The organism is Nonomuraea wenchangensis (assembly GCF_900111685.1).
In the GTDB taxonomy this organism is placed as follows: Bacteria; Actinomycetota; Actinomycetes; order Streptosporangiales; family Streptosporangiaceae; genus Nonomuraea; species Nonomuraea wenchangensis.
On record NZ_FOHX01000017.1, the window covers coordinates 180,235 to 203,511 of the forward strand.

The following is a 23,277-nucleotide window of genomic DNA, read 5'->3' on the forward strand; positions in this document are numbered from 1 at the left end:
CGGTGAACCCAACCCGCGAGGCAGCGACGCGATCGGCCCAGGATGACCCAACCCACGCGGCGGTGGTGCGGTCGACCCGCAGTGACCGACTGCGTGGCGGTGGTGCGGTCGACCCACAATGACCGACCACGTGGCGGGGGCGCGATCGGCTTAGCAGGGTGTGGTTGGTTCTGGTTCGGGTGTTGGAGGGGCCGCGGCAGCTGGGAGTACCCGGAGGGCTGTGGATGAGAGGGAGGTAGGTGGCCGGCTGCTGGGTGTTGAGTGGGGGTGGTTGTCAGCGTTCGGCTTCGGTGGACATGCTGTGGGTCCACCACAGGCCGCAGGCGTTCAGGGCGATGCCGGTTGCCAGGCAGGCGGCGCCTGGGAGGCTGCCGAGCAGGAAACGCAGGGGATGCATGTTCAGCGTGGCGGCCATGAGGAGGCCCAGCACGGGGAGGACGGCGAGCATTCTGGCCGTGGTTCGTGGGCCCGCGAGTTGGGCGGCCACGTCCTGGCTGTGGAGCTGGGCTGTGCGTAACGTGGCGGCGACGCGGTCAGCCAGGGCGGCGAGGCCGGCTCCCGCGGTGGTGCTCACCTGCCAGCAGGCCGCCAGTTGGCGCAGTCCCTCGCCGCCCTGTGGCGGGGCCGCGTTCGTGAGGGCCGCCGGGACGTCGCCGCCGTCTCTCGCCGCGGCGAGGATCGGGCGCAGGAGATCGGGATCGGGGACGGTGATCGCCGACATCGCCCTGGTCAGAGCCTCACCCGGGGTGCGGCCTGTGGATAGTTCGGCGGAGAGGGCCTGGCAGAGCTCGATGGAGGCCAGTCTCCAGGCTTCGGTACGACGTTTCGGGCTTTGTGGAGCGCGGAGGAGAGCCCGGAAAGGACGGGATTGTCGTGATTTGGCGGACGCTGTGAGCTTGGCCAGGCGCGTTGCGGCGGTGGCGGGAGTTGTCCACAGCCAGACGGCGAAGCCTGTGGACAACGCGGCCAGCCAGACGACGGTCGGCACGGTTTTCCTCCTTCACAGGGTCAGGGGTGAGGGGTGCGCCTATGCGCCCGCCGGGTGGTGGGCGGGACGTACGGCGTGAGTGAAGGCTTCGTAACCGGGGCCGAGGTGGGTGTCGCCGGACGGGTCGAACGTCACGGCTGGGACGGACTCGACGAAGCCTGTGGATGTCCGGGTGAGCAGGCAGATCTCGGCGATGCGTCTTCGGCCGTTGTGGCGGTCGCGGGTCAGGTGGATGACGGCGTCCAGGGCGGCGGCCAGTTGGCTGTGGACGGCTTCGCGGCTTAGTCCGGCGGCGCAGCCCAAGGCTTCCAGCCGGGGCGGTACGTCGGCCGCGGTGTTCGCGTGCAGCGTGCCGCATCCGCCCTCGTGGCCCGTGTTGAGTGCGGCGAGCAGGTCCACGACCTCGGCACCCCTGACCTCGCCTACCACGAGGCGGTCGGGACGCATGCGCAGGGCCTGGCGTACCAGGTCGCGCAGGCTGACGCCGCCGGCGCCCTCCAGGTTGGGTGGACGGGTTTCGAGGCGGACCACGTGAGGGTGAAAGGGGCGGAGTTCGGCCGAGTCCTCCACGAGGAGGAGGCGTTCGCCCGGGTCGGCCAGGGAGAGGAGTCCCGAGAGCAGGGTCGTCTTGCCTGTGCCGGTGCCGCCGGTCACCAGGAAGGCCAGCCTGGCGGACACCATCGCCGTGAGCATGGCGACGGCCGGCTGGGTGATCGTGCCCGCTGTGACGAGGTCGTGCAGGGTGAACGTACGGCGTGGCGGCAGGCGTAGGGACAGGCAGGTGCCTTCAGGGGCGATGGGCGGGAGCACGGCGTGCAGGCGTACGCCTCCCGCAAGTCTCGCGTCCACGTAAGGGGAGGCGTCGTCCAGGCGTCTGCCCGCGGCGGCGGCGAGACGCTGGGCGAGGCGGCGTACGGCGGCGTCGTCGGTGAAGCGGATGGGGGTGCGGCTGAGGCCGGTGCCGTCGTCCACCCACACCTCGTCCGGGCCGTTGACGAGGACGTCTGTGACGTCCGGGCGGGCGAGGAGCGGCTCCAAGGGGCCGGCCCCGATCAGGTCCGCGCAGAGGGCGCGGGCGACGGCGAGGATCTCGGCGTCGCCGTAGACCGCCTTCTCCGCCCGCAGGGCAACGGCGACCTGGGCGGCACTGGGTTCGGCGCCGGTGCGAGCGAGGCGTACGCGGACGGCCTCGACGAGTTCGGGGGACACGGATGGTGGGGGTGCCGCGGGCGGAGGCGTGGCCGGCCAGGTGGTGGCCATTCCGGGTGAAGTTCTGCCGGGTGAAGTTCTGCCGGATGGGAGGGCGGTGGTGGTGAGCGGGATGGTGGTGAGCGGGATGGTGGTGAGCGGGGTGTTCATGGGCGGCGGTGCGGGCTCGTCGGGATGGGGTGGTGGCATGTGGGTGCCTGTTCGGCGGGGGTGGGGCGGTGACATGTGGGTGCCTCTTAGGTGGGTGGAAGTGCGGCTTCGGGCGGGTTCAGGAGGTGGTTGCGAGGAGGTCTTGGAGGAGGGAGGCGCAGAGGGTGCCCAGGGCGGTGCGGGGGCCCAGTTTGGGGAGTTCGCCGCGGTTGAGGGTGGCGGTGAGCCGGGGCTGGTCGGGGAGGGTGCCCGCGTAGGGAATGCCGAGGGAGGTGACGGCGGTGTCGGCGTCCACGATGCCCGGGCGGAGGACCGTGCGGAGGTCTGTCGTGTGCTTGCCGGCTCCGCCCAGGACCTGGCGCGCGGAGAGGATGCCGCGTACGTCCGCCGCGGCCACCAGCAGGGTGGTCTTCGCCCTGGTGAGGGCTTCGGCGGCGGCCGGGTCGAGGTGGCGTGGGAGGTCCACTACCACCAGGTCGAAGCCCCGCTGACCGGCGTCGAGGACCGAGCGCATGGCCTGGGCGGGGATCGGGGCCGCCTCGCCCCTGTGGAACGAGAGGATCGCGAGGTCGCCGAACGCGGGCAGGGCCTTCTGGAGGGCGCTGCTGCTGATCCGGCCCTCTCTGGCGACGAGGTCGCCCCATCGGGCTCCCGGCGCTTCCTCGTGGCCCAGCAGCGCGTCGATGCCGCCGCCCAGCGGATCGGCGTCCACGAGGAGGGTGCGGAGTTGGGCGCCGCCGGAGGCGTGGAGGGCGAGGCAGGCCGACAGGACGCTCGCGCCCACCCCGCCCCGCCCGCCCAGTACGCAGATCACCGGGCCCGAGCGGGGCTCCGGCTCCATGGCGTCGGCGAAGCGGTCGACGAGGTGGCGTTCGTCGCCGGGGAGGGTGACGACTGCCTGGGCGCCCGCCGCGACGCATCTTCGCCAGGTGTCGGGGTCGTCGGGGGTGCGGGTGACGAGGAGGACCTGGTCGCGGGGTGGGGGCGCGGTCGCGGCCACGGCGTCCGCCTGGTCTGCGCCTATGGCCACGAGCGGGGCGAGGTTCCAGTGCGGGCGGGCGTGGGCGGGGAGCTGGGCCACGTCGAGCTGGGCCCCGGCTGCCGCCGCTATGCGGACCAGGTCGTCGAGCAGGGCGGGGTCGTCGGTGATGACCAAGGGGCGGTGCATCTGGGCCTCCCGTTCGTGGGTGGTGGGAGGTCCAGGGTGGGGCCGAGGGCGAGTGCGGCGAGGGGCCGAACGGGGTTCTGTGGATGAGCCGGCTTCGCATGCGCGGGCCTGTGGAGAAGCACGCCAGAAGCCTGTGAAGCGCGAAGGGGCCGGAGACGCGGCTGAGACGGGAGAAAAGGGGCGACCCCCGCCGGGGGGGAGAGCGGGGGTCGCCTGATCGGTCCGGCTCCGGGGGGGTAGAGCCGGTCCCGTTTCAGAAGAAAGCTTTCATCACTTCACCGCAGCCTGGCAAGGGACTTGCAAAGCCATCCCGCGCAAGTGCGCTCCAGTTCCTGGGCGATACCAACGTATGCTGCCCGATCCGATCGAGTTTCGTCGAGCAGTAATCTCGCATTTTCGCCAAGTTTTTTCCGGAACTGATAACGATCACATAAAGAAGATCACGGAGAGTGATCGCCGAGGCCGGCTCGCCTGGCGGCAGGGAGGCTCCGGCGCGGGCGGGAGGGGGCGTAGGCGCGGGTCGGCGCCCGGACAGGTAAAGGTCTTGGCCCGAGGGGTTCCCAGCAGGGCGAATCCGTCGTAGAAAGGTGTTACGGACCACTGGTCCGGGTGCATCTAGTCGGGCACCCACGCGCGACCAGCCGCGGGAGGCGCGTCGTGACGGGCTTGACCCGCTCCGACGGATACAGGTGCACGCTTGGTAACCCGGCGTGATGCACTGGCAGACGGCGTCTCAGTATTGAGACGCCGTCAGCTATGTCGGTAGGACGTCTTACCAGGTCCTTCGCAGGCGGAGCGCGTTACGGTCGGCCGCCCGGCGCGGGCCGGTCAGCCTCTTTGCATGGCCTCGCAGATGGCGGTCGTCTCGCGGACGCCGAGGCTTACCGCGGAGGCACAGTGCTGTACCCACTGGGCGACGCCCTCCGGGGTGCCGCTCAGGTACGACCGCAGCGCCTCCGCGTACGGCAGCTCGTGATGCCCCACCTCCACGGCCACCAGCGACTTCGGGTCCAGCCCGTACTCGACCAGGGTCAGCCGCTCGGCCGAGCGCGCCACCACGCCGTCCACGACGCCGAACGGCCGCAACACCGCCAGCTCGGCGTGCACCACGGCCGCCAGCACGATCGCGGGAGCCTTCGTGGGGCGTTCGAGGAGGTCCATGAGGCCGTCCATGCGTACGGCCGTCTCCTTGGCGTCCGGGGCCGGGCCGAGGCCGAACGGGTCGGGCACGTCGCCTTCCGACCTGGGACGACCCAGGGCGTCCTCAGGGGCGAGGCCGGCGGCGGCGACCGTGTGCAGGCGGGCGAGGACCTGCCGGGGGGCGCGGCGCCAGGTCGGCCCCAGCCTGCCCATCTCCGCGGACGCGCGGAGGGCGCCCTGGACCAGCGGGTCGTGGATCTCGTCACGGCGCAGGGCGTCCAGGGGGACGTCCGCGCCCTCGATCGCGGCCGAGGCACGGGCGCCGCGCAGGGACGACTCCGTGGAGACGGCCGGGCTGGCACGGCGGAGCACGCGGTGGCGGTACAGCCGGTCGACGGACTGACGGGCCTCGTCCACGGCCTCCTGTACGCCGGGGAAGGTCGCGATGACGGCCAAAGGGTCACTCACGAGCACTGACCCTACCGGGCGGTACGGTCCACCTGCGGCAAGGCAGGGGGTGAAGGGTGCCGGGATGGGTGGGTCTCAGGCGGTTCCGAAGCCGCCGACGAGTCCGCGGGCCGGGACCGGAGCCCCGCCGCCCGGCGAAAGGGTTCGAGTGTGCCGCCTTCGCAAAGGGTCACGCAGAGCGTCCAGGAGGGCCACCGCACCCCCTTTAGCGTACGCCCCCAAACCCCCTACCCCGGGGGGCCCATAAACCCGCCGCCCCCCACTCCCATATTCTCTGGATTTCAGGATGACAACATTTCAATTGCGAAGGTAAGTGCCCCTGATAACCGAGCCCCCGCCCCCGAGCCCCGAGGTACAGACCTGTCTAGACCTCTTGTGTGCGAGGGTCGTGAGCTGGTGAAGTGGGACATGACCTATCCAACCTGGCCATAGAAGGAGCACGAGGTGGCCCCGGAGACCCCTGGCAACGAGCCCCAGGCGCTGTCCAATCTGCTGCAGGAGAACCGCCGGTTCGCACCTCCGGCCGACCTCGCGGCGTCCGCGAACGTGACCGCCGCCGCGTACGACGAGGCCGCCGCCGACAGTCTCTCCTTCTGGGAGCACGCGGCCGAGCGGCTGACGTGGGCCAAGCGGTGGGACAGGACCCTGGAGTGGAATCCCCCCTTCGCCAAGTGGTTCATCGGCGGGGAGCTCAACGTGGCCTACAACTGCGTGGACCGCCACGTCGAGGAGGGCCGGGGCGACAAGGTCGCCTACTACTGGGAGGGCGAGCCGGAGGACGACACCCGCGTCCTCACCTACAACGACCTGAAGACCGAGGTCAGCAAGGCGGCCAACGCGCTGGCCGAGCTGGGCGTGGGCAAGGGCGACCGGGTCGCGATCTACATGCCGATGATCCCCGAGCTGCCGATCGCGATGCTGGCCTGCGCCCGCATCGGCGCGGTGCACTCGGTGGTGTTCGGCGGGTTCTCCGCGACGGCGCTGAAGAGCCGCATCGACGACGCCGACGCCAAGCTGGTGATCACGGCGGACGGCGGCTACCGCCGGGGCAAGCCGAGCGCGCTCAAGCCGACCGTGGACGAGGCCGTCGCCGAGTGCCCGCAGGTCGAGAACGTCCTCGTGGTCCGGCGCACCGGCCAGGACGTCGCGTTCGGCGACAAGGACCTGTGGTGGCACGACGTGGTCGACCGCCAGAGCGACGAGCACACCCCGCAGCCGAACGACGCCGAGGACCCGCTGTACATCCTCTACACCAGCGGCACCACGGGTAAGCCCAAGGGCATCCTGCACACGACCGGCGGCTATCTGACGCAGACGGCCTGGACGCACCACGCGGTCTTCGACCTCAAGCCCGAGACCGACATCTACTGGTGCACGGCGGACATCGGCTGGGTCACCGGCCACTCCTACATCGTCTACGGCCCGCTGGCCAACGGCGCGACGAGCGTCATCTACGAGGGCACTCCGGACACGCCGCACCGCGGCCGGTTCTGGGAGATCGTGCAGAAGTACAAGGTCACGATCCTCTACACGGCGCCGACGGCGATCCGGACGTTCATGAAGTGGGGCGACGACATCCCCGCCAAGTACGACATGTCCAGCCTGCGGGTCCTGGGCTCGGTCGGCGAGCCGATCAACCCCGAGGCGTACGTCTGGTACCGCGAGCACATCGGCGGCGACCGCTGCCCGGTGGTCGACACGTGGTGGCAGACCGAGACCGGCGCCATCATGATCAGCCCGCTGCCGGGCATCACGGCCGCCAAGCCGGGCGCCGCGATGCGCCCGCTGCCCGGAATCGCCGCCGACGTGGTGGACGACCAGGGCAACAGCGTCCAGAACGGCGGGGGCGGCTTCCTCGTCGTACGCGAGCCGTGGCCGTCCATGCTCCGCACGATCTGGGGCGACGACCAGCGCTACATCGACACCTACTGGAGCCGTTTCGAGGGCATGTACTTCCCCGGCGACGGCGCCAAGAAGGACGAGGACGGCGACCTCTGGCTGCTCGGCCGGGTCGACGACGTCATGCTGGTCTCCGGGCACAACATCTCCACCACGGAGGTGGAGAGCGCGCTGGTCAGCCACCCGAAGGTGGCCGAGGCGGCGGTCGTGGGCGCGACGGACCCGGTGACGGGTCAGGCCATCGTGTCGTTCGTGATCCTGCGCGGCGGCGCGGAGGAGAGCGACGACATCGCGTCCGAGTTGCGCAACCACGTGGCCAAGACGCTCGGCCCGATCGCCAAGCCGCGGCAGATCCTGGTGGTGCCCGAGCTGCCCAAGACCCGGTCCGGCAAGATCATGCGCCGTCTCCTGCGCGACGTGGCCGAGAACCGCAGCATCGGCGACGTCACCACGCTCGCCGACAGCACGGTCATGAACCTCATCGCGGAGAAGCTGCCGTCCGCCAAGTCGGACGACTGACGCACGCCACGACCACCGCAGAAGGGGCGCATGTCACACACAGTTGACGTGCGCCCCTTCTGTGTCGGCGCTATGTTCTCCGATCGGGTAGATCTGGGAGTGATAGCGCGGCTCGTCCTTGGGAAGTTCCTCGGCGTGTTCGGCGGCGCGAACGGGCCCCCACTGGCGCGGTGGTGCCGCCGCACCTCCCGGGTACGCGGCCGTCGCGCTGCGCTGGATGATGATTGACACGGCCCCCGGGCCTCGATAGGAGACGTTCATGCCGCAGACTCCCGAGGAAGAATCCCTGGGCTCCCTGGTCGCCCAGGCGAGCAGTCAGATCTCGACCCTGGTCCGCTCGGAGATCGAGCTGGCCAAGGCCGAGTTCAGGTTCGACGCCAAGCGGGTGGGCATGGCGGGCGGCCTGTTCGCCGCCGCGGCGTTCATGGCGCACCTGTGCCTGATCCTCGCCTCCTTCACGATCGCCTTCGTGCTGGCCCAGTGGCTGCCCTACTGGGCGGCCTTCCTCATCGTGACCGTGTTCTACCTGTTGGCCGCGGGTCTGCTGGTGTTCGTTGGCGTACGCCGGCTGAAGGGCCTCGCCGGGATGAAGCGCACCGCGGCGTCGCTCAGGGGGCTCAAGGAGATCGCCACCCCCGAGGACGAGGCGGCGACGCTCCCCGCCACGGCCCCCGACGGCCGGCCGGCGGCCCGAGATCGTGAGCCGGTGGCCCGAGATGCGACCTGACGAGTCGGTCGTCCAGATCGAGGGCCCCTGGACGCACCGCGCGGTGCACGCGGGCGGCACCCGCTTCCACGTCGTGGAGGCCGGTGACGGACCGCTGGTCCTGCTGCTGCACGGATTCCCGCAGTTCTGGTGGACCTGGCGGCACCAGCTCGTCTCGCTGCCGAAGGCCGGCTACCGGGCGGTCGCGGCCGACCTGCGCGGCTACGGCGGCAGCGACAAGCCGCCGCGCGGCTACGACCTGCCCACGCTGGCCGCCGACGCGGCGGGGCTGATCCGCGCGCTGGGCGAGACCGGGGCGATCGTGGTAGGGCACGACTGGGGCGGGCTGCTGGCCTGGACGATGGCCGTGCTCGACCCCAAGTGCGTGCACCGGCTGGTCGCGGTCTCCGCCCCCCACCCGCTGCGGCTGCGCAACGCGCTGCTCACCGACCCGATGGGGCAGCTCAGGGCCAGCAGGCAGGCGCTCGGTTTCCAGGTGCCGCTGCTGCCCGAGCACCGGCTCACCCGCAAGGGCGGCGCGCTGGTCGGCCGGTTCCTGCGCGACTGGTCCGGTCCTGGCTGGCCGGAGGCCGAGGAGGCGGAGGTCTACCGCGAGGCGTTCCGCATCCCGGCCGTCGCGCACTGCGCGCTGGAGTACCACCGCTGGTTCGGCCGCTCGCAGCTCCGGCCCGACGGGCGGCGCTTCGCCCGAGCCATGCGCACGGAGATCGAGGCGCCCACGCTGCACCTGCACGGGGCGCTCGACCCGCGCGTGCTGCCCCGCACCGCCCAGGGATCGAGCCGGTACGTCGCCGCCCCCTACCGATGGCGGCTGTTCGAGGGCGCCGGCCACTTCCCGCACGAGGAGATCGCCGACGCGTTCGACACCGAGCTGCTCGGCTGGCTGGCCGACCCAGAGCCCGACCGGTGAGCGAGCACGACGAGAAAGCCTGAGACATGAGAGACCGCGACCCTGAGGGCCGGCCGCGCAACGCCCGGCCGCGCGACGCGTACGGCAGGCCGCTCCCCTACGGCTCGCCCGGCGTGCCGAGGGTTCCCGACGACTACGCGCCCACCGCCGAGCAGGCACTCGCCGACGGCCGGCGGTTCCTGGCGGAGGGAATGCCGTTCCACGCCCACGAGGTGTTCGAGGGCCGGTGGAAGTGCGCCCCGGAGGAGGAGCGCGAGCTGTGGCAGGGCCTCGCGCAGATCTGCGTCGGGCTCACGCACCTGCAGCGCGGCAACGGGCGCGGGGCGCTGACGTTGTTCGCGCGGGGCGCGGCCCGGGTGCAGGCGTCCGGCGGCGCGTACGACGCCGTCGGCAAGGTCGCCTCCGGCCTGGGCCAGGACAGCGACCCCGGCGAGGCGATCGCCCTGATCCTGGAGAAGCTGCCGCGCTAGCCGGTCAGTCGCACTTCTGGGTGCTGGCCGGCGAGGTGTCGGTGCGGCCGAGCGAGGCGTCGGAGGCGACCTCCTCGGCCGTCAGGACGTAGCCGGTCTCCTGCTCGTTGACGGCCGCGGCGAAGATCACGCCGAACACGCGGCCGTCCACGGTCAGCAGCGGGCCGCCGGAGTTGCCGGGGAGCACGAGGCCGCGGATCTGGTAGACCTTGCGGGTCACCGTCGTGTCGCGGTAGATGTCGGGGCCCTCGGCGTCGAGCTTGCCGCCGATGCGGGCGGGCTCGGCGGTGAAGCCCTTGCCCTTGGGGAAGCCTGCGATGATCGCGTTGTCGCCGCGGCTGCCCTCGCCGTCGAAGGTGAGCTGGGGCAGGTCGAGGCCGGGGACATAGAGGATGGCGATGTCGCGGCGCGGGTTGTAGCGCACGACCGTGGCCCGGTGGCGGGCGTTGTTGTAGTCGACGATCTCCAGGTCGCGGGTGACGCCGGCGACGACGTGCGCGTTGGTCATGATGCGGCCGGGGGCGTAGACGAAGCCGGTGCCCTCGATGTGCTTGTTGCAGCTCTGCGCGTCGCCCTGCACCTTGACGATGGCGCGGCGGGCCCGGGAGAGCCGGTTGCCCTGCAGCACGCTCTGGTCGGGCGGCGGCACGTCGAAGAGCTGCCCGGCGCCGATGTCGTCGAAGACCGGCGGGAACTCCGAGCGGTCGATGAACCTCTTGAACGGCGCCTGCCAGTTGCGCGCCGCCTGCGGGATCGCGTCGTCGACGGTGGTGAGCAGCGCGGAGTTCTTGACCTGGTCGACCAGCGGCGTGAACGACGTGGAGACGATCAGCGAGCCGATCAGCCAGGCGATGACCAGCACCGACAGCGCGCTGGCGAATGTGCCGCCGACCGCGTCGGCCACCTTCGCCGGCTCCCACGTCACGTGGCTGCGCACGACCGCGCCGATCGTCGAGGAGGCGAACTGCCCGATCGTCGCGGACAGGAACACGATCACGATGGCCAGCAGCGCCTGCGGCGTGTCGCCGTCGACCACGGCACGGGAGACGGGGGGCGCGATGAAGACCCCGAGCACGGCGCCGCCGACAAACCCCACGAAGCTCATCGCCCCGATGATGAAGCCCTGGCGGTAACCCGAGATGCCGAAGGCGACCACGAGGCCGATCAGGATGAGGTCAAGCAGATCACCGCGCACGCTTCAAAGGTATCCACGGATAAGGTCAAGCGTGCACGTCTTCGGCCAGGACAGCGTCACCCTCCTGGCTACCTTGGCGCTATGCCGCAGGCCGAGGGAACAGTTCGCGAGCTCATCGAGGCCGCGCTGCGGGACAGCGATCCTGACGGCCCGCTGCGCTGGCACGTGATCTCCGTGCTGCGCCAGCGCGGCGACCTGGAGTCGTTCATCGAGGCCCGCCGGCTGTGCGCCGCGGACAACGTCACCGAGCGGCTGCTCGGGGTGGACATCATGGGGATGCTGCGGCCGTTCACCGACCGTACGCTGCCGGTGCTGCGCTACCTCGCGGCCAGCGAGGACGACGCCATGGTGCTCTATTCGGTGCTGATCGCCTTCGGGCACCTCGCCGACCCGCGCTCGCTGCCGTCCGTGATCGAGCTGGCCGCGCACCGCGACCCCCGGGTGCGCTACGGGGCCGCGTACGCGCTCCAGCACGTGCTCGGCGACCCGCCGGACCCGTCCGGCCTGGCCGCGCTGCGGACGCTGGCCGCCGACGACGACGCCGACGTGGCCGGATGGGCCTCACTCGGGGTCGCGCTGCGGTCGGCCCGTTAGAGCGTCAGGCCCTTAGGCCCCGCGCTCGGCGCGGACCAGGGTCTCCAGCGGCATCTCCGTCACCCGCGAGCTGTCCCACGGCCGGTCGAGCCCGCCCGCGCCCAGCGTGCGGTCGAGCACCATCGCGGTGAACCCCCACACGAGCATCCCCCGCACCTGGAACGCCGGCCCGGCGTCACCGGTGGGCAGCCGCAGCGTGAACCGGTTGGCCGGATCGACCAGCTCGGCGATCGGCACCCGCTCGACCGAGTCGACCTCGTCGGGTGAGGCCGCGTGCACCGCCGACGGCTGCCGCCACCAGGCGACGACGGGCGTGACCCGGTTGTCGCTGTGGCGGAGGTAGAGCTCGGGCAGGGTGCCGAGCACGTGCACCCCGCGCGGGTCGGCCCCGGTCTCCTCCTCGGCCTCGCGCAGCGCCGCCTCGACGGGGCCGCCGTCCTCGGGGTCCACGCCGCCGCCGGGGAACGCGGGCTGGCCCGGATGTCTGCGCCCGCGTCTGCTGCGCTGGATGAGCAGCACGTCGGGGCCGTGCGGCCCCTCGCCGAACAGCATGAGCACCGCCGCGAGCCGGCCGCGTCCGTCGGGCGGCCGCAGGTATCGGGGGACGCTGAGCCGCTGGGACTGGTCCGCCAGGCGGATCAGCCAATGGGGGACTTGTGTCACGCATCCTCCAACACGCCGGGGCTCCTGCTGCTTCCCCTGTGCCGTCAGGAGAAGGGGCCGGGCCTGACGAGCTTGCGCGCCTCGGCCTCGGACGTCGGCCCGGTGCCGAACGACGGGCAGAGCGCGGCGAGCGGGCAGACGCCGCAGGCCGGGCGCCGGGCGTGGCAGATGCGCCGGCCGTGCCAGATGACCCGGTGGGAGAAGATCGTCCACTCGCGGCGCGGCAGCAGCTCGCCCACCACGTGCTCGATCTTGACGGGGTCGGTCTCCTCGGTCCAGCCGAACCGCCGCACCAGGCGCTGGAAGTGGGTGTCGACGGTGAGCCCGGGGACGTCGAAGGCGTTGCCGAGCACCACGTTGGCGGTCTTGCGGCCGACGCCCGGCAGGGTCACCAGGTCCTTCAGCCGGCCGGGCACCTCGCCGCCGTAGCGCTCGCACACGGCCTGGGCCATGCCGATGATGCTGTTGGTCTTGGCGCGGAAGAAGCCGGTCGAGCGGATGATGTCCTCCATCTCCGACCGGTCGGCGGCGGCATAGTCCTCGACCGTCGGATATTTCGCGAAGAGGACGGGGGTCACCATGTTGACCCGTTTGTCGGTGCACTGCGCGGACAGGATCGTGGCGACCAGCAGCTCCAGGGGGTTGCGGAAGTCGAGCTCACAGTGGGCGTCCGGGTAGGTCTCGGCCAGGACGCGGTTCATCCTGCGCGCCCGCCGTACGAGTGCGAGCTGGGTCTCCGGCTTGCGCCCCGCCGCTTTCGTCGCCATGACCGCAAGGGTAGAAGGTTCCGCCGGTGCTTGAACCCCGGACGCCGGGACGTCGTACAACCTGGCGACGCGGGAGGGGTGGACGACCATGGGCGGTCAGGGCGCGACGGTGGCGGAGTTCGTCCGGAGCTCGGGGCCGCTGCGCGGGCCGGCGCTGCACCGGCTGGCGCTGGCCTGCGCCGCGACGATGGCGCGGCTGCACGCGCGCGGGGTCGCGGGGCTGCGGCTGAGCGAGGACAGCGTGGCGCTCGGCGCGCACGGTCAGGTGTTCATCGGCTGGACGCCGTCGGCGGCGGCGTACGAGGGCGCGGTGGCCGACGACGTACGGGCCTGGGCCGATCTGATGGTCTTCGCGGCGACCGGCGTCCGCGACGGCGATCCGTACGCACTCCCGCCGGCGCTGCGTCTCGCGGTCGCCCAGTGCCGCCGTCCCGACTGGACGGCTCGCCCGCGCGCCGCCGATGTCCTGCGTGTTCTCCTCGGCCAGTCGGTGGCGAATGCGATGGCCTCCGTGGACGACCTGCTGGCCTGCTGAACCGGAGCTTCCGGTAACTTTCCCCCTGGACTCGACGTACCCGGACGAGCCAGAACACTCCGGCATTCCCATAACCTGTGTGTGCCGCCTTGAGTGGGGTGAGTCACAATGGCAGCAGAGGAGGCAGAGTGAACACCGACGATGTGCTGGGCAAGGCCCCCCTGTTCGCCGCGCTCGACCGCGAGAGCGCCGCGGCGCTGCGGACGAGCATCACCGAGGTCCAGCTCTCCAAGGGGCAGACGCTCTTCCACGAGAACGAGACGGGCGACCGCCTCTACGTCGTGCTCGAAGGCAAGATCAAGCTCTCCCGCACGTCCCCGGACGGCCGGGAGAACCTGCTGAGCGTGCTGGGGCCGAGCGAGATGTTCGGCGAGCTGTCGCTGTTCGACCCGCGCCCGCGCACGGCCACGGCGACGGCGCTGACCGAGGTGCGGCTGGCGGGCCTCGGCCACGACGACCTGCGTCCCTGGCTCACCGGCCGTCCCGAGGTGGCTCTGCACCTGCTGCGCGCGCTCGCGCAGCGCCTGCGCCGCACCAACGACGTGCTGGCCGACCTGGTCTTCACCGACGTGCCCGGCCGGGTGGCCAAGCAGCTGCTCGACCTCGCCGAGCGGTTCGGCACCAAGACCGAGGACGGCCTGCGGGTCCACCACGACCTCACCCAGGAGGAGCTGGCCCAGCTCGTCGGCGCCTCCCGCGAGACGGTCAACAAGGCGCTGGCCGACTTCGCCCAGCGCGGCTGGTTGCGCATCGAGGCCAAGGCCGTGGTGATCCTCGACACCGACCGCCTCTACAACCGCTCCAGATAGTCGAGCTGGGCCCGCACCGACATCTCGGCGGCGGGCCAGAGCGAACGGTCCACGTCGGCGTAGACGACGCGGACGATCTCGCGCGGGGTGCGTGCCCCCTGCGCCTGCGCCGCCCTGATCTGGTCCAGCCGCTCGCGCCGGTGCGCGAGATAGCCGTCGAGCGCCGCGACGGGGTCGGTCAGCACGGGGCCGTGCCCCGGCAGCAGCGCCCTCGCCTCCAGGCGCTCGGCCGCCTCCCTCAGCCGGTCGAGGCTGCGCAGGTAGTCGGCCAGGCCGCCGTCGTCGGCGATGATCGTGGTGCCGCGGCCGAGCACGGTGTCGCCGGTCAGCATCGCGCGGTCCTGCGGCAGCCAGAAGCACAGCGAGTCGAACGAGTGGCCGGGCGTGCCGTGGACGTGCACCTCCAGGCCGCCGACCTTGACCACGTCGCCGTCGGCCAGCCCCTCGCCGCCGAGCCGGTGCCGCGGGTCGAGGGCACGGACGGGGGCGTTCACCAGCGCGGCGAAGGAGCGGGCGCCGCCGCTGTGGTCGAAGTGCCCGTGGGTCAGCAGGATCTCGGTGACGCGGCGGCCGTCGAGGTGGGCGCGCACCCGCTCCAGGTGGCCGGCGTCGTCCGGGCCCGGATCGACGACGATCGTCTCCTCGCCCTCGCCGATGAGCCACGTGTTGGTGCCGTCGAGCGTCATGATGCCGGGGTTGGGGGCGAGGACGTTGACCGCGTGCTCGGTGCGGGCCCCGTCGGGGCCGCCGTCGAGCGGGATGCGCAGCCCGCTCACGTGGTCACCAGCCGCATCTCGCCCTCGACCTCCACGGCCTTCGGCAGGATGGTCACGATGTCGCGGGTGGCGGCCAGCACCTCGGCCACGCTCCCGTACGCCGAAAGCTCGCTCAGGGTGCGGTGCGTCGGCGGCATGAGGAAGATCTCTCCCTGGCGCGCCTGCTCGACGGCCTGCGCGGGCCGCGTCCAGACCACCTTGTCGGCCTCGCCGCCCACGTCGCGGGTGCGCTGCCCCTCGGGCAGCACGGCCACGAAGAACCGGGTGTCGAAGCGGCGCCGCTCGATCTCCGGCGTGATCCAGTGGGCCCACGGCTTGAGCAGGTCGGAGCGGAGCACCAGCCCTCTCCGCGCCAGGAAGTCGGCGAAGGCGAGGCTGCGGTCGATCAACGCCAGCCGGTCGGCCTCCCAGTCGTCGCCGGTGGTGTCGGCGACGACCGAGCCGGCGTCGGGGCCGGCCAGCAGCACCCCCGACTCCTCGAACGTCTCGCGTACGGCCGCGCACACCAGGCCCCTCGCGAGTTGCTCACCGACGCGGAAGGCGGCGCCCCACTCGGCGGGCGACGGGCCGGCCCACGCCACGGCCTGGTCGGTGTCGCGGGCGTCCACCGACCCGCCGGGGAAGACGTACGCGCCGGCCGCGAAGGCCATGGTGGCCTTGCGCCGGAGCAGGTAGGTCCGCGGCCCGCCGGGGCCGTCCCGCAGGATCACCACCGTGGCGGCGTCCCGCGGGGTCACCGGCTCGATCCTCCCGGCGATGAGATCCCTGGCCCGCGTGGCGAGCTCGGCTGGAAGCGGCATTCCGGTCACATGACCTCCTCTAGAACATCACTCGGTCATGGTGACATATCTCCGCTCAGCCGACTTCGGCGATCAGCTCCACCTCGACCGGAACGTCCAGCGGGAGCGCGGCCACGCCCACGGCGCTGCGCGCGTGCTTGCCCGCCTCGCCCAGCACCTCGCCCAGCAGGTCGCTGGCGCCGTTGCCGACCTTGGGCTGGTCGGTGAACGTCGGGACGCTCGCGACGAACACGACGACCTTGACGATCCGTACGATCTTCGCGAGGTCGCCCACCTCGGCCTTCAGCGCGGCGAGGGCGTTGAGCGCGCAGATGCGGGCCATCTCGTAGCCCTGCTCCAGGGTGACCTCGCCGCCCAGCTTGCCGGTCGCCGCCGGCTTGCCCTCGACCACCGGCACCTGGCCGGAGGTGTAGACGAGGTTGCCCGTACGCACCGTCGGCACGTACGCCGCCACGGGCTTGACCACCTCGGGCAGCGTCAGCCCCAGCTCCGTCAGCTTCTGCTCCGGCGTCATCACGGCTTCTCCCTCTTGAAGTAGGCGACGAGCTGCTCGGGCGTGGCGCCCTGCACGATCTGGACCAGCTCCCAGCCGTCGGAGCCGAAGTTGTCCAGGATCATCTTGGTGTTGTGGATGAGCACGGGGGCTGTGAGGTACTCCCATTTCTTCATGAGGGTCAGAGTAGTGTGAGCAATCTCAAAGGGTGGTCACCGGCTTTCGACAAGTAACCGTTCGGTAGCCTCGAAGCGTGGATTCTCCGCACACGGAATGGGCGGACGTGCGGCTGCACGTCGTCACCGGCAAGGGCGGCACGGGCAAGACGACCGTCGCCGCCGCCCTCGCGCTCGCCCTGGCCTCGGGCGGCAAGAAGGTGCTGCTCGTCGAGGTGGAGGCCAGGCAGGGCATCGCGCAGATCTTCGACCTGCCGCCGTTGCCGTACGAGGAGCGCCGCATCGCCGTCGCGCCCTCCGGCGGCGACGTGTACGCGCTGGCGATCGACCCCGAAGACGCCATGCTCGAATACCTGGAGATGTTCTACGGCATGCGCCGGGCCGGCCGCGCGCTGAGCAAGATGGGCATCGTGGACTTCGCCACCACCATCGCCCCCGGCTTCCGTGACGTGCTGGTCACCGGCAAGACCACCGAGGCCGTACGCCGGCGCAACCGCAACGGCCGCCGGGTCTACGACGCGGTCGTGCTGGACGCGCCGCCCACCGGCCGCATCACCCGCTTCCTCAACGTCACCCAGGAGGTCGCCGGGCTCGCCAGGGTGGGGCCGATCAAGAACCACTCCGAGCTGGTCAGCAGCGTCGTGAAGAGCCCGGAGACCGCCGTGCACTTCGTGACCGTGCTGGAGGAGATGCCGGTCCAGGAGACCCTGGACGGCGTCGCCGAGCTGCGCTCCGCGGGCCTGCCGCCGGGCGGCATCTTCGTCAACATGGTGCGCGAGTCGCAGCTCCCGCAGTCCGCGCTCGACCAGGCCGCCACGGGCCACTTCGACGCCGCCGAGCTCGTGCTCGGGCTGAAGGCGGCCGGCCTGGCCGACGGCGCGGAGGCCACGGCGCTGGCCGAGGCGCTCGCCGAGGAGGTCGTCGAGCACGCCCACCGCACCGAGCTGGAGCGCACCGAGCGCGAGTCCCTGGCCGAGGCCGGGCTGCCGAGCTTCGAGCTGCCGCTCCTCGCCGACGGCGTCGACCTGGCCGGCCTGTACGAGCTGGCCGAGACCATCCGCACCCAGGGAGCAGCGTGAAGAAGCCCGCCCGGCTGGACATCGACGCCATCCTCGACGACCCCGGCACCCGGATCATCGTCTGCTGCGGCGCGGGCGGCGTGGGCAAGACCACGACCGCCGCGGCGCTCGGGCTGCGGGCCGCCGAACGCGGCCGGTGCGCGGTCGTGCTGACCGTGGACCCCGCGCGGCGCCTGGCGCAGTCGATGGGGCTCAGCGAGCTCGACAACACCCCGCGCCTGATCCACGAGTCGGAGGACGGCGGGCAGCTGTTCGCGATGATGCTCGACATGAAGCGCACGTTCGACGAGATCATCGAGGCGCACGCCGACCCCGAGCGGGCCGGCCAGATCCTGTCGAACCCCTTCTACCAGTCGCTGTCCTCCAGCTTCGCCGGCACCCAGGAGTACATGGCGATGGAGAAGCTGGGCCAGCTCCGCCGCTCCGACGAGTGGGACCTCATCGTGGTCGACACGCCGCCGTCGCGCTCGGCGCTGGACTTCCTGGACGCGCCCGAGAGGCTCGGGAGGTTCTTGGACGGCCGGTTCATCCGGCTGCTGACGGCTCCGGCCAAGGTCGGGGGCCGCAGCGCGTTCAAGCTGCTCAACGCCGGGTTCGGGCTGATGGCCGGGGCGCTGACCAAGCTGCTCGGCGCTCAGGTCATCAAGGACCTGCAGACGTTCGTCTCCGCGCTGGACGCCGTCTTCGGCGGGTTCAGGCAGCGGGCCGAGATGACTTACCAGCTGCTCCAGGCACCTGGGACGGCCTTCCTCGTGGTCGCCGCGCCGGAGCGCGACGCCATGCGCGAGGCTTCGTACTTCGTCGAGCGGCTGGCCGAGGAACGTATGCCCCTGGCCGGCCTGGTGGTCAACCGGGTGCACACGTCCCCCGCCGCCGCGCTCTCAGCGGCGCGGAGTGCCGCCGCGGCCGAGGACCTGGAGTCCAAGGGCGAGCACGAGCTGACCGCCGCCGTGCTGCGGCTGCACGCCGGTCGGATGCAGCTCGCCGCTCGCGAGAACCGCGAACGGGAGCACTTCGTCACGGCACATCCCACGGTGCCGATGGCGAAGGTCCGCGCCATGTCGGAGGACGTCCACGATCTGACCGGTCTGCGGCAGATCGGGGAGCTGCTGGCGAGCGCGTAGCCGCTCTTCCCGGGGAATCTCCCGGGAGTCTCATGGGAGTACGGCCGGCGGACGGCGCCGGCCGTACGTCAACGCTCTCGGCTCGCCGGGCCGGATCAGCCCGCGATCAGCTCGTTGGTTCGCTCGTACTCTTCTTTCGCCGACTCGAGCAGCTCTCGCCACGAGTCGACGTCGGGACGCCGCCGTAGCAGCGCACGTCGTTCGCGTTCGGTCATACCGCCCCACACCCCGAACTCGATGCGGTTGTCCAGCGCATCGGCGAGGCACTCGGTACGGACCGGGCAACCCCGGCAGATGAGCTTCGCCCTGTTCTGCGCGGCGCCCTGCACGAACAGGGCATCCGGATCCGCACCTTTACAGGCGGCACGGGAGGTCCAATCCGTGATCCACATTTTTCGACCCCACTCCCCTTAGGTGGTCAGTCGTCATTTGGGGCCGACGGGCGCGGGCGCCGAGCCTCCGTTATTCAGTTGCCGCAGGGAGAACGTACGCAACGAGACGTTCGGGCCGACAGACCCCAGAGGACCAATTTCTCGCGGCCCTGTTGACCGGGAATGACTAGTCACCTGGCCCAGTCAAGGTGAAATGTGGCGCGGCTACCGATTCGGTTAGCCTTTGGACGTACCCTTGGTACCGTGCAAGCGCAGCGCAAAGATCGACCCAATCCCGTTCTGGCCCTCGTGCGACTGATCATCGCCGCGACCGCGGCCGGGGTGCTCGCGGCCGCGGTGGCCCTGCCCGCGGTCGGCGGTGCCGGGATGTCGACCAAGAGCGCGCTGGAGGGGCTCAACCTCAAGCCGGAAGAGCTGGACGAGCCGCCTCTTCCCGAACGCACAAAGATCCTCGACGCCAACGGCAAGCAGATCGCGCTCTTCTACTACGAGAACCGCCAGTCGGTGACCCTCGACCAAGTAGCGCCGATCATGCGCGAGGCGCTGATCGCGATCGAGGACTTCCGTTTCTACCAGCACGGGCCGATCGATGTGGAGGGAACCGCCAGAGCGCTGGTGAAGAACCTCACCAAGGGCGGCGTGACGCAGGGCGGCTCCTCGATCACCCAGCAGTACGTCAAGCAGGTGCTGGTCAACGCCGCCGAGACGCCGGAGGCGCAGGCCGCGGCCATCGCCCCCACGGTCTCCCGCAAGCTGTCCGAGCTGCGCTACGCGATGGCGATCGAGAAGAAGTACTCCAAGGACCAGATCCTGGAGAAATACCTCAACATCGCCTACTTCGGCGCCGGAGCCCACGGCATCCAGGCCGCCGCCAGGCGCTTCTTCGACAAGCCCGCCTCCAAGCTCAACCTCGCCGAGGCCGCCACGCTGGCCGGCGCCGTCCAGAACCCGGCGCGCACCGACCCCAACGTCGGCCCCGAGTCCCGCGAGCGGCTGCTGCAGCGGCGCAACACCGTGCTCGACCGGATGGTCGAGATCGGCAAGATCTCGGCGCAGGACGCCGCCGCGGCCAAGGAGAAGAAGCTCGGCTACAAGGACGTCGAGTTCCCGGGCGGCTGCGAGGAGAGCAAATACCCGTACTTCTGCCTCTACGTCCAGTACGAGATCCTCAACAACGAGGAGTTCGGCAAGAACCCCGACGAGCGCAGGAAGCTGCTGCAGCGGGGCGGCCTGACCATCAAGACCACGATCGACCCCAAGATGCAGGCCGCCTCCGAGAAGGCGATCAAGAAGTACGTGTCCACCAAGGACAAGCCCGTGGCCTCGCAGGCCATGGTCGTTCCCGGCACCGGCGAGATCAAGGCGATGGCCGCCTCGCGCAAGTTCGGCGGGAGCAAGAAGAAGAACGAGATGAGCTACAACATCGTGGCCGACGCCGCGCACGGCGGCGGCCGCGGGTTCCAGCAGGGCTCGACGGCCAAGGTCTACACGCTGGCCGCGGCCCTGGAGGAGGGGCTGAAGTACGGCGACGGCTTCCCCGCCCCCGCCGGCTACAAGGCCGACGCCTACAGCACGTTCAAGAACTGCAAGGGCGAGAACGTCGGCGACCCCAACCACACCGTCACGAACTCCAGCGAGGGCGGCGGCGGCTTCAAGACCCTGGAGACCGGCACCTGGGGCTCGGTCAACACCTTCTTCCTGCGGCTGGAGCAGAAGGTCGGGCTCTGCGACACGGTCAAGATGGCCAAGAAGCTCGGCGTCAAGCGGGCCGACGGCAACAAGCTGTCGGAGGTGGAGACGTTCACGCTGGGTGTCAACGAGGTCGACCCGGTGACGATCGCCAGCTCGTACGCGGTGTTCGGCTCGCGCGGCAAGTACTGCAAGCCGCTCGCGATCACCGAGATCACCGACCGCAACGGCAAGGTCAAGCAGTACAAACCGAAGTGCTCCCAGGTGCTGGAGGAGAAGGTCGCCGACGCGGTCAGCGGCATCCTGTCCGGGGTGTTCACCAAGGGCACGATGACCGAGGTCGGCGGCATCGGACGGGACGCGGCCGGCAAGACCGGCACGACGGACAACTACATGTCCGCGTGGTTCGCCGGCTACACCCCCAACCTGGCCTCGGCCGTCTCGCTCGGCGACCCGCGCGGCGCCGCGAACCACGAGCTGATCGGCATCACCATCGGCGGGCGCTACTACTCGTACGTGTACGGCGCGTCGATCTCCGGGCGCATCTGGAAGGACGCCATGATCGGGGCGCTGAAGGGCGTCGAACCGGTCGACTTCACGCCGGTGGACCGCTCGCGCTTCGGCGGGTGCACCGACCACTGCGCGCCCAAGCCCAAGAAGAAGAAGGACGACAGGAAGCCGGGCGACCGCGACAACCCGTTCGACATCTTCAACCCGCCGGGCAACGACGACCGGGGGTTCGGCGACGGGCGCGGGCGCGACGACAACGGGCGCGGGCGGGGACGCGGCGGCGACGCCGGGCCGATCATCGTGCCGGGCTTCGGCGGCAACTGACCCCTGGGGTTCCTGAGCCTGGGCCTCCTGTCATCGCCAGGAGGCCCTGTGGCCGCCACAGAACCGCCCAGAAGCGCCGCAACGCCCTTCCTGCCCCCAAAGGTGCTCCCAGCCACCGCGAAGCCTCCCTGGACCCTTCGAGGGCTGTGAGGCTGTGGGGCTGTCGAGCTGCTGGGGCTATTGAGCTGCTGGGGCTATTGAGCTGCTGGGGCTATTGAGCTGCTGGGGCTATTGAGCTGCTGGGGCTATTGGGCGGCGAGGCGGGTGCGCACCGTGGCGGCGACCCGCCCGCCCTCGGCCCTGCCCGCGACCTTCGGATTCACGGCCTTCATGACCTGCCCCATGGCCTGCGGCCCGGACGCGCCCGTCTCCGCGATCGCCGCGTCCACGAGCACGACCAGCTCCTCGTCGGACAGCTGCGCGGGAAGGTACTCCTCCAGCACCGCCTGCTCGTCCAGCTCCGCCTGCGCCTGCTCGGCGCGCCCGGCGTTGCCGAACGCCTCGGCCGCCTCCTTCCGCTTCTTCGCCTCCTTCGTGAGGACCTTGATGACCTCGTCGTCGGAAAGCTCCCTGGCCTCCTTGCCGGCGACCTCCTCGACGTTGACCGCCGCCAAAGCCATCCGGATCGTACGGAGACGTACCTCGTCGCGGCTCTTCATCGAGGCCGTGAGGTCGGCCTTCAGCTTGTCCTTCAATGCGCTCATGCGGTCCATCTTGCCGTCTGCGCGGACACCTCGTGCCCGATGTCGGGCATCATGAGTGGGTGAGGAAAGCCGTCGCAGTGCCCCTGTCCATGTTCGGTCTCGGCCTGGCCGGGCTGGGTTACGCGTCCGTGGTCGAGCGCAACTGGTTCCGGTTGCGCCGCTTCGACGTGCCCGTCCTGGAGCGCGGCCAGCGCCCGGTGCGCATCCTCCACCTGTCCGACCTGCATCTGACGCCACGCCGCTCGATGCTCATCACGTGGGTCCGCTCGCTGGGCGAGCTCAAGCCCGACCTGGTCGTCAACACCGGCGACTCCATCGCCCACCCGGACGCCGTCCCCGCGCTCCTCCACGCCCTGGAGCCCCTGCTCTCCCGTCCGGGCCTGTTCGTCTACGGCTCCAACGACCTCTACGCCCCCAAGCCGAAGAACCCGGCCCGCTACCTCTGGCGCACCTCCAAGAACGAGCGCCGCCAGCACGTACCCAACCTCCCTTGGGAGGAGCTGGGCGCCGGGATGGCCGCCGAGGGCTGGCTCGACATGAACAACACCACGGCCCGCATCAAGGTCGGCGACCTCGACGTGGCCGTGGCCGGCATCCACGACTCCCACATCTCCCGCGACCGCTACGACCTGGTCGCCGGCCCGGCCCCCGCCGACGCCGACCTCCGCCTCGGCGTCATGCACTCCCCCGAGCCGCGCAACATGAGCCTCTTCGCCGCCGACGGCTACCAGCTCCTGCTCGCCGGCCACACGCACGGCGGCCAGCTCTGCGTCCCCTTCTACGGCGCCCTGGTCACCAACTGCGGCATCGACCGGGCCAGGGTGAAGGGCCTGAGCCGCCACGACGGCTCCTGGCTGCACGTCTCGGCCGGCCTCGGCACCTCGCCGTACGCCCCGGCCCGCTTCGCCTGCTTCCCGGAGGCGTCCCTCCTCACCCTCGTCCCGCGCCGCGCCTAAAGGCGGTCACAACCACCTTGGGAGTCCGCTAGACTTTTCCAGG

24 protein-coding genes are annotated in these 23,277 nt (G+C 70.9%); 11 read left to right on the forward strand and 13 right to left on the reverse strand.

What is annotated here, in order from left to right; all coding sequences use genetic code 11:
• Positions 1 to 274: 274 nt before the first annotated feature.
• The 4 genes from BMW85_RS37875 to BMW85_RS37890 form a co-directional block, all read right to left on the reverse strand.
• Positions 275 to 988 carry a type II secretion system F family protein gene (locus BMW85_RS37875; RefSeq protein ID WP_245775291.1) on the reverse strand — a complete coding sequence of 238 codons (714 nt, stop codon included), beginning with the start codon at positions 986 to 988 and terminating at the stop codon, positions 275 to 277.
• A gap of 39 nt (positions 989 to 1,027) precedes the next feature.
• Positions 1,028 to 2,248: a TadA family conjugal transfer-associated ATPase gene (locus tag BMW85_RS37880; protein ID WP_245775301.1), complete on the reverse strand. Its 1,221-nt coding sequence runs from the start codon at positions 2,246 to 2,248 to the stop codon at positions 1,028 to 1,030.
• Positions 2,249 to 2,465: 217 nt separating this feature from the next.
• On the reverse strand, positions 2,466 to 3,515 hold the full coding sequence (gene ssd, locus BMW85_RS37885; RefSeq protein WP_091091470.1) for a septum site-determining protein Ssd: 1,050 nt from the start codon (positions 3,513 to 3,515) through the stop codon (positions 2,466 to 2,468).
• An 828-nt stretch (positions 3,516 to 4,343) separates the two neighbouring features.
• Positions 4,344 to 5,123 carry a Fic family protein gene (locus tag BMW85_RS37890; RefSeq protein ID WP_091091620.1) on the reverse strand — a complete coding sequence of 260 codons (780 nt, stop codon included), beginning with the start codon at positions 5,121 to 5,123 and terminating at the stop codon, positions 4,344 to 4,346.
• A gap of 444 nt (positions 5,124 to 5,567) precedes the next feature.
• On the opposite strand from BMW85_RS37890, the gene acs reads away from it, so the two are divergent.
• From acs to BMW85_RS37910, 4 genes are all read left to right on the forward strand, one after another.
• Positions 5,568 to 7,541 (forward strand): acetate--CoA ligase, encoded by a 1,974-nt coding sequence (acs, locus tag BMW85_RS37895; protein ID WP_091091473.1) that lies wholly within the window; start codon positions 5,568 to 5,570, stop codon positions 7,539 to 7,541.
• A gap of 259 nt (positions 7,542 to 7,800) precedes the next feature.
• The gene (locus BMW85_RS37900) at positions 7,801 to 8,268 is read left to right on the forward strand and encodes a phage holin family protein (RefSeq protein ID WP_091091476.1); all 468 of its coding nucleotides are present in this window, start codon (positions 7,801 to 7,803) and stop codon (positions 8,266 to 8,268) included.
• Positions 8,258 to 9,178, forward strand: a complete 921-nt coding sequence (locus BMW85_RS37905) for an alpha/beta fold hydrolase (RefSeq protein WP_091091479.1) — start codon at positions 8,258 to 8,260, stop codon at positions 9,176 to 9,178. The genes BMW85_RS37900 and BMW85_RS37905 overlap by 11 nt, the downstream gene beginning before the upstream one ends.
• Positions 9,179 to 9,204: 26 nt before the next feature.
• Positions 9,205 to 9,648, forward strand: coding sequence for a DUF309 domain-containing protein (locus tag BMW85_RS37910; protein WP_091091482.1), 444 nt, complete (start codon positions 9,205 to 9,207; stop codon positions 9,646 to 9,648).
• A gap of 4 nt (positions 9,649 to 9,652) precedes the next feature.
• On the opposite strand, the gene BMW85_RS37915 is transcribed toward BMW85_RS37910, so the two are convergent.
• Positions 9,653 to 10,843 (reverse strand): MarP family serine protease, encoded by a 1,191-nt coding sequence (locus BMW85_RS37915; RefSeq protein WP_091091484.1) that lies wholly within the window; start codon positions 10,841 to 10,843, stop codon positions 9,653 to 9,655.
• 81 nt (positions 10,844 to 10,924) lie between these two features.
• On the opposite strand from BMW85_RS37915, the gene BMW85_RS37920 reads away from it, so the two are divergent.
• Positions 10,925 to 11,437: a HEAT repeat domain-containing protein gene (locus tag BMW85_RS37920; protein WP_091091487.1), complete on the forward strand. Its 513-nt coding sequence runs from the start codon at positions 10,925 to 10,927 to the stop codon at positions 11,435 to 11,437.
• A gap of 12 nt (positions 11,438 to 11,449) precedes the next feature.
• On the opposite strand, the gene BMW85_RS37925 is transcribed toward BMW85_RS37920, so the two are convergent.
• Both BMW85_RS37925 and nth read right to left on the reverse strand, forming a co-directional pair.
• Positions 11,450 to 12,100 carry an NUDIX hydrolase gene (locus BMW85_RS37925; protein WP_091091489.1) on the reverse strand — a complete coding sequence of 217 codons (651 nt, stop codon included), beginning with the start codon at positions 12,098 to 12,100 and terminating at the stop codon, positions 11,450 to 11,452.
• Between the two features lie 44 nt (positions 12,101 to 12,144).
• Entirely contained in the window at positions 12,145 to 12,867 is a 723-nt protein-coding gene (gene nth / locus BMW85_RS37930) for an endonuclease III (protein WP_091091491.1), read from the reverse strand.
• Positions 12,868 to 12,955: 88 nt separating this feature from the next.
• Here nth and BMW85_RS37935 point away from each other — a divergent pair, with 88 nt between their 5' ends.
• Positions 12,956 to 13,402 carry a hypothetical protein gene (locus BMW85_RS37935; RefSeq protein WP_091091493.1) on the forward strand — a complete coding sequence of 149 codons (447 nt, stop codon included), beginning with the start codon at positions 12,956 to 12,958 and terminating at the stop codon, positions 13,400 to 13,402.
• A gap of 128 nt (positions 13,403 to 13,530) precedes the next feature.
• Positions 13,531 to 14,211 carry a Crp/Fnr family transcriptional regulator gene (locus BMW85_RS37940; protein WP_020542555.1) on the forward strand — a complete coding sequence of 227 codons (681 nt, stop codon included), beginning with the start codon at positions 13,531 to 13,533 and terminating at the stop codon, positions 14,209 to 14,211.
• On the opposite strand, the gene BMW85_RS37945 is transcribed toward BMW85_RS37940, so the two are convergent.
• The 4 genes from BMW85_RS37945 to sp36 are packed head-to-tail and all read right to left on the reverse strand — an operon-like array spanning position 14,193 to position 16,456.
• Positions 14,193 to 14,987: an MBL fold metallo-hydrolase gene (locus BMW85_RS37945; protein ID WP_091091496.1), complete on the reverse strand. Its 795-nt coding sequence runs from the start codon at positions 14,985 to 14,987 to the stop codon at positions 14,193 to 14,195. The two genes, BMW85_RS37940 and BMW85_RS37945, sit on opposite strands and share 19 nt — an antisense overlap.
• Positions 14,984 to 15,787 carry an NUDIX hydrolase gene (locus BMW85_RS37950; RefSeq protein ID WP_091091499.1) on the reverse strand — a complete coding sequence of 268 codons (804 nt, stop codon included), beginning with the start codon at positions 15,785 to 15,787 and terminating at the stop codon, positions 14,984 to 14,986. Before BMW85_RS37950 ends, BMW85_RS37945 begins: the two co-directional genes overlap by 4 nt.
• Before the next feature lie 55 nt (positions 15,788 to 15,842).
• Positions 15,843 to 16,301 (reverse strand): RidA family protein, encoded by a 459-nt coding sequence (locus tag BMW85_RS37955; RefSeq protein WP_397032357.1) that lies wholly within the window; start codon positions 16,299 to 16,301, stop codon positions 15,843 to 15,845.
• A complete protein-coding gene (sp36, locus tag BMW85_RS49990; protein ID WP_177241086.1) occupies positions 16,301 to 16,456 on the reverse strand; it encodes a Sp36 family protein in 156 nt (51 codons plus the stop codon). Before sp36 ends, BMW85_RS37955 begins: the two co-directional genes overlap by 1 nt.
• Before the next feature lie 77 nt (positions 16,457 to 16,533).
• Between sp36 and bagA the strand changes: the two genes are divergently transcribed.
• Both bagA and bagB read left to right on the forward strand, forming a co-directional pair.
• Entirely contained in the window at positions 16,534 to 17,535 is a 1,002-nt protein-coding gene (bagA, locus tag BMW85_RS37960) for an ATPase BagA (protein WP_245775292.1), read from the forward strand.
• Positions 17,532 to 18,659, forward strand: a complete 1,128-nt coding sequence (bagB, locus tag BMW85_RS37965) for an ATPase BagB (protein WP_091091505.1) — start codon at positions 17,532 to 17,534, stop codon at positions 18,657 to 18,659. Before bagA ends, bagB begins: the two co-directional genes overlap by 4 nt.
• A gap of 95 nt (positions 18,660 to 18,754) precedes the next feature.
• Here bagB and BMW85_RS37970 read toward each other — a convergent pair whose 3' ends face one another.
• Positions 18,755 to 19,051 (reverse strand): WhiB family transcriptional regulator, encoded by a 297-nt coding sequence (locus BMW85_RS37970; RefSeq protein ID WP_020542548.1) that lies wholly within the window; start codon positions 19,049 to 19,051, stop codon positions 18,755 to 18,757.
• A 288-nt stretch (positions 19,052 to 19,339) separates the two neighbouring features.
• On the opposite strand from BMW85_RS37970, the gene BMW85_RS37975 reads away from it, so the two are divergent.
• Positions 19,340 to 21,574 carry a transglycosylase domain-containing protein gene (locus tag BMW85_RS37975; protein ID WP_342743483.1) on the forward strand — a complete coding sequence of 745 codons (2,235 nt, stop codon included), beginning with the start codon at positions 19,340 to 19,342 and terminating at the stop codon, positions 21,572 to 21,574.
• A gap of 245 nt (positions 21,575 to 21,819) precedes the next feature.
• Here the strand turns inward: BMW85_RS37975 and BMW85_RS37980 are convergent, their stop codons facing one another.
• Positions 21,820 to 22,278, reverse strand: coding sequence for a GatB/YqeY domain-containing protein (locus tag BMW85_RS37980; RefSeq protein WP_091091624.1), 459 nt, complete (start codon positions 22,276 to 22,278; stop codon positions 21,820 to 21,822).
• Between the two features lie 89 nt (positions 22,279 to 22,367).
• Between BMW85_RS37980 and BMW85_RS37985 the strand changes: the two genes are divergently transcribed.
• Complete coding sequence (locus BMW85_RS37985) at positions 22,368 to 23,234, forward strand: metallophosphoesterase (protein ID WP_091091627.1); 867 nt, start codon at positions 22,368 to 22,370, stop codon at positions 23,232 to 23,234.
• Positions 23,235 to 23,277 lie beyond the last annotated feature (43 nt).

Excerpts from the sequence above, each read along its gene's own strand:
- BMW85_RS37880 (WP_245775301.1), bottom strand. The coding sequence starts at position 2,248 with ATGGCCACCACCTGGCCGGCCACGCCTCCGCCCGCGGCACCCCCACCA.
- ssd (WP_091091470.1), bottom strand. The coding sequence starts at position 3,515 with ATGCACCGCCCCTTGGTCATCACCGACGACCCCGCCCTGCTCGACGAC.
- BMW85_RS37900 (WP_091091476.1), top strand. The coding sequence starts at position 7,801 with ATGCCGCAGACTCCCGAGGAAGAATCCCTGGGCTCCCTGGTCGCCCAG.
- BMW85_RS37905 (WP_091091479.1), top strand. The coding sequence starts at position 8,258 with ATGCGACCTGACGAGTCGGTCGTCCAGATCGAGGGCCCCTGGACGCAC.
- BMW85_RS37910 (WP_091091482.1), top strand. The coding sequence starts at position 9,205 with ATGAGAGACCGCGACCCTGAGGGCCGGCCGCGCAACGCCCGGCCGCGC.
- BMW85_RS37920 (WP_091091487.1), top strand. The coding sequence starts at position 10,925 with ATGCCGCAGGCCGAGGGAACAGTTCGCGAGCTCATCGAGGCCGCGCTG.
- nth (WP_091091491.1), bottom strand. The coding sequence starts at position 12,867 with ATGGCGACGAAAGCGGCGGGGCGCAAGCCGGAGACCCAGCTCGCACTC.
- BMW85_RS37935 (WP_091091493.1), top strand. The coding sequence starts at position 12,956 with ATGGGCGGTCAGGGCGCGACGGTGGCGGAGTTCGTCCGGAGCTCGGGG.
- BMW85_RS37950 (WP_091091499.1), bottom strand. The coding sequence starts at position 15,787 with ATGCCGCTTCCAGCCGAGCTCGCCACGCGGGCCAGGGATCTCATCGCC.
- BMW85_RS37955 (WP_397032357.1), bottom strand. The coding sequence starts at position 16,301 with ATGACGCCGGAGCAGAAGCTGACGGAGCTGGGGCTGACGCTGCCCGAG.
- sp36 (WP_177241086.1), bottom strand. The coding sequence starts at position 16,456 with ATGAAGAAATGGGAGTACCTCACAGCCCCCGTGCTCATCCACAACACC.
- BMW85_RS37970 (WP_020542548.1), bottom strand. The coding sequence starts at position 19,051 with ATGTGGATCACGGATTGGACCTCCCGTGCCGCCTGTAAAGGTGCGGAT.
- BMW85_RS37980 (WP_091091624.1), bottom strand. The coding sequence starts at position 22,278 with ATGAGCGCATTGAAGGACAAGCTGAAGGCCGACCTCACGGCCTCGATG.
- BMW85_RS37985 (WP_091091627.1), top strand. The coding sequence starts at position 22,368 with ATGTTCGGTCTCGGCCTGGCCGGGCTGGGTTACGCGTCCGTGGTCGAG.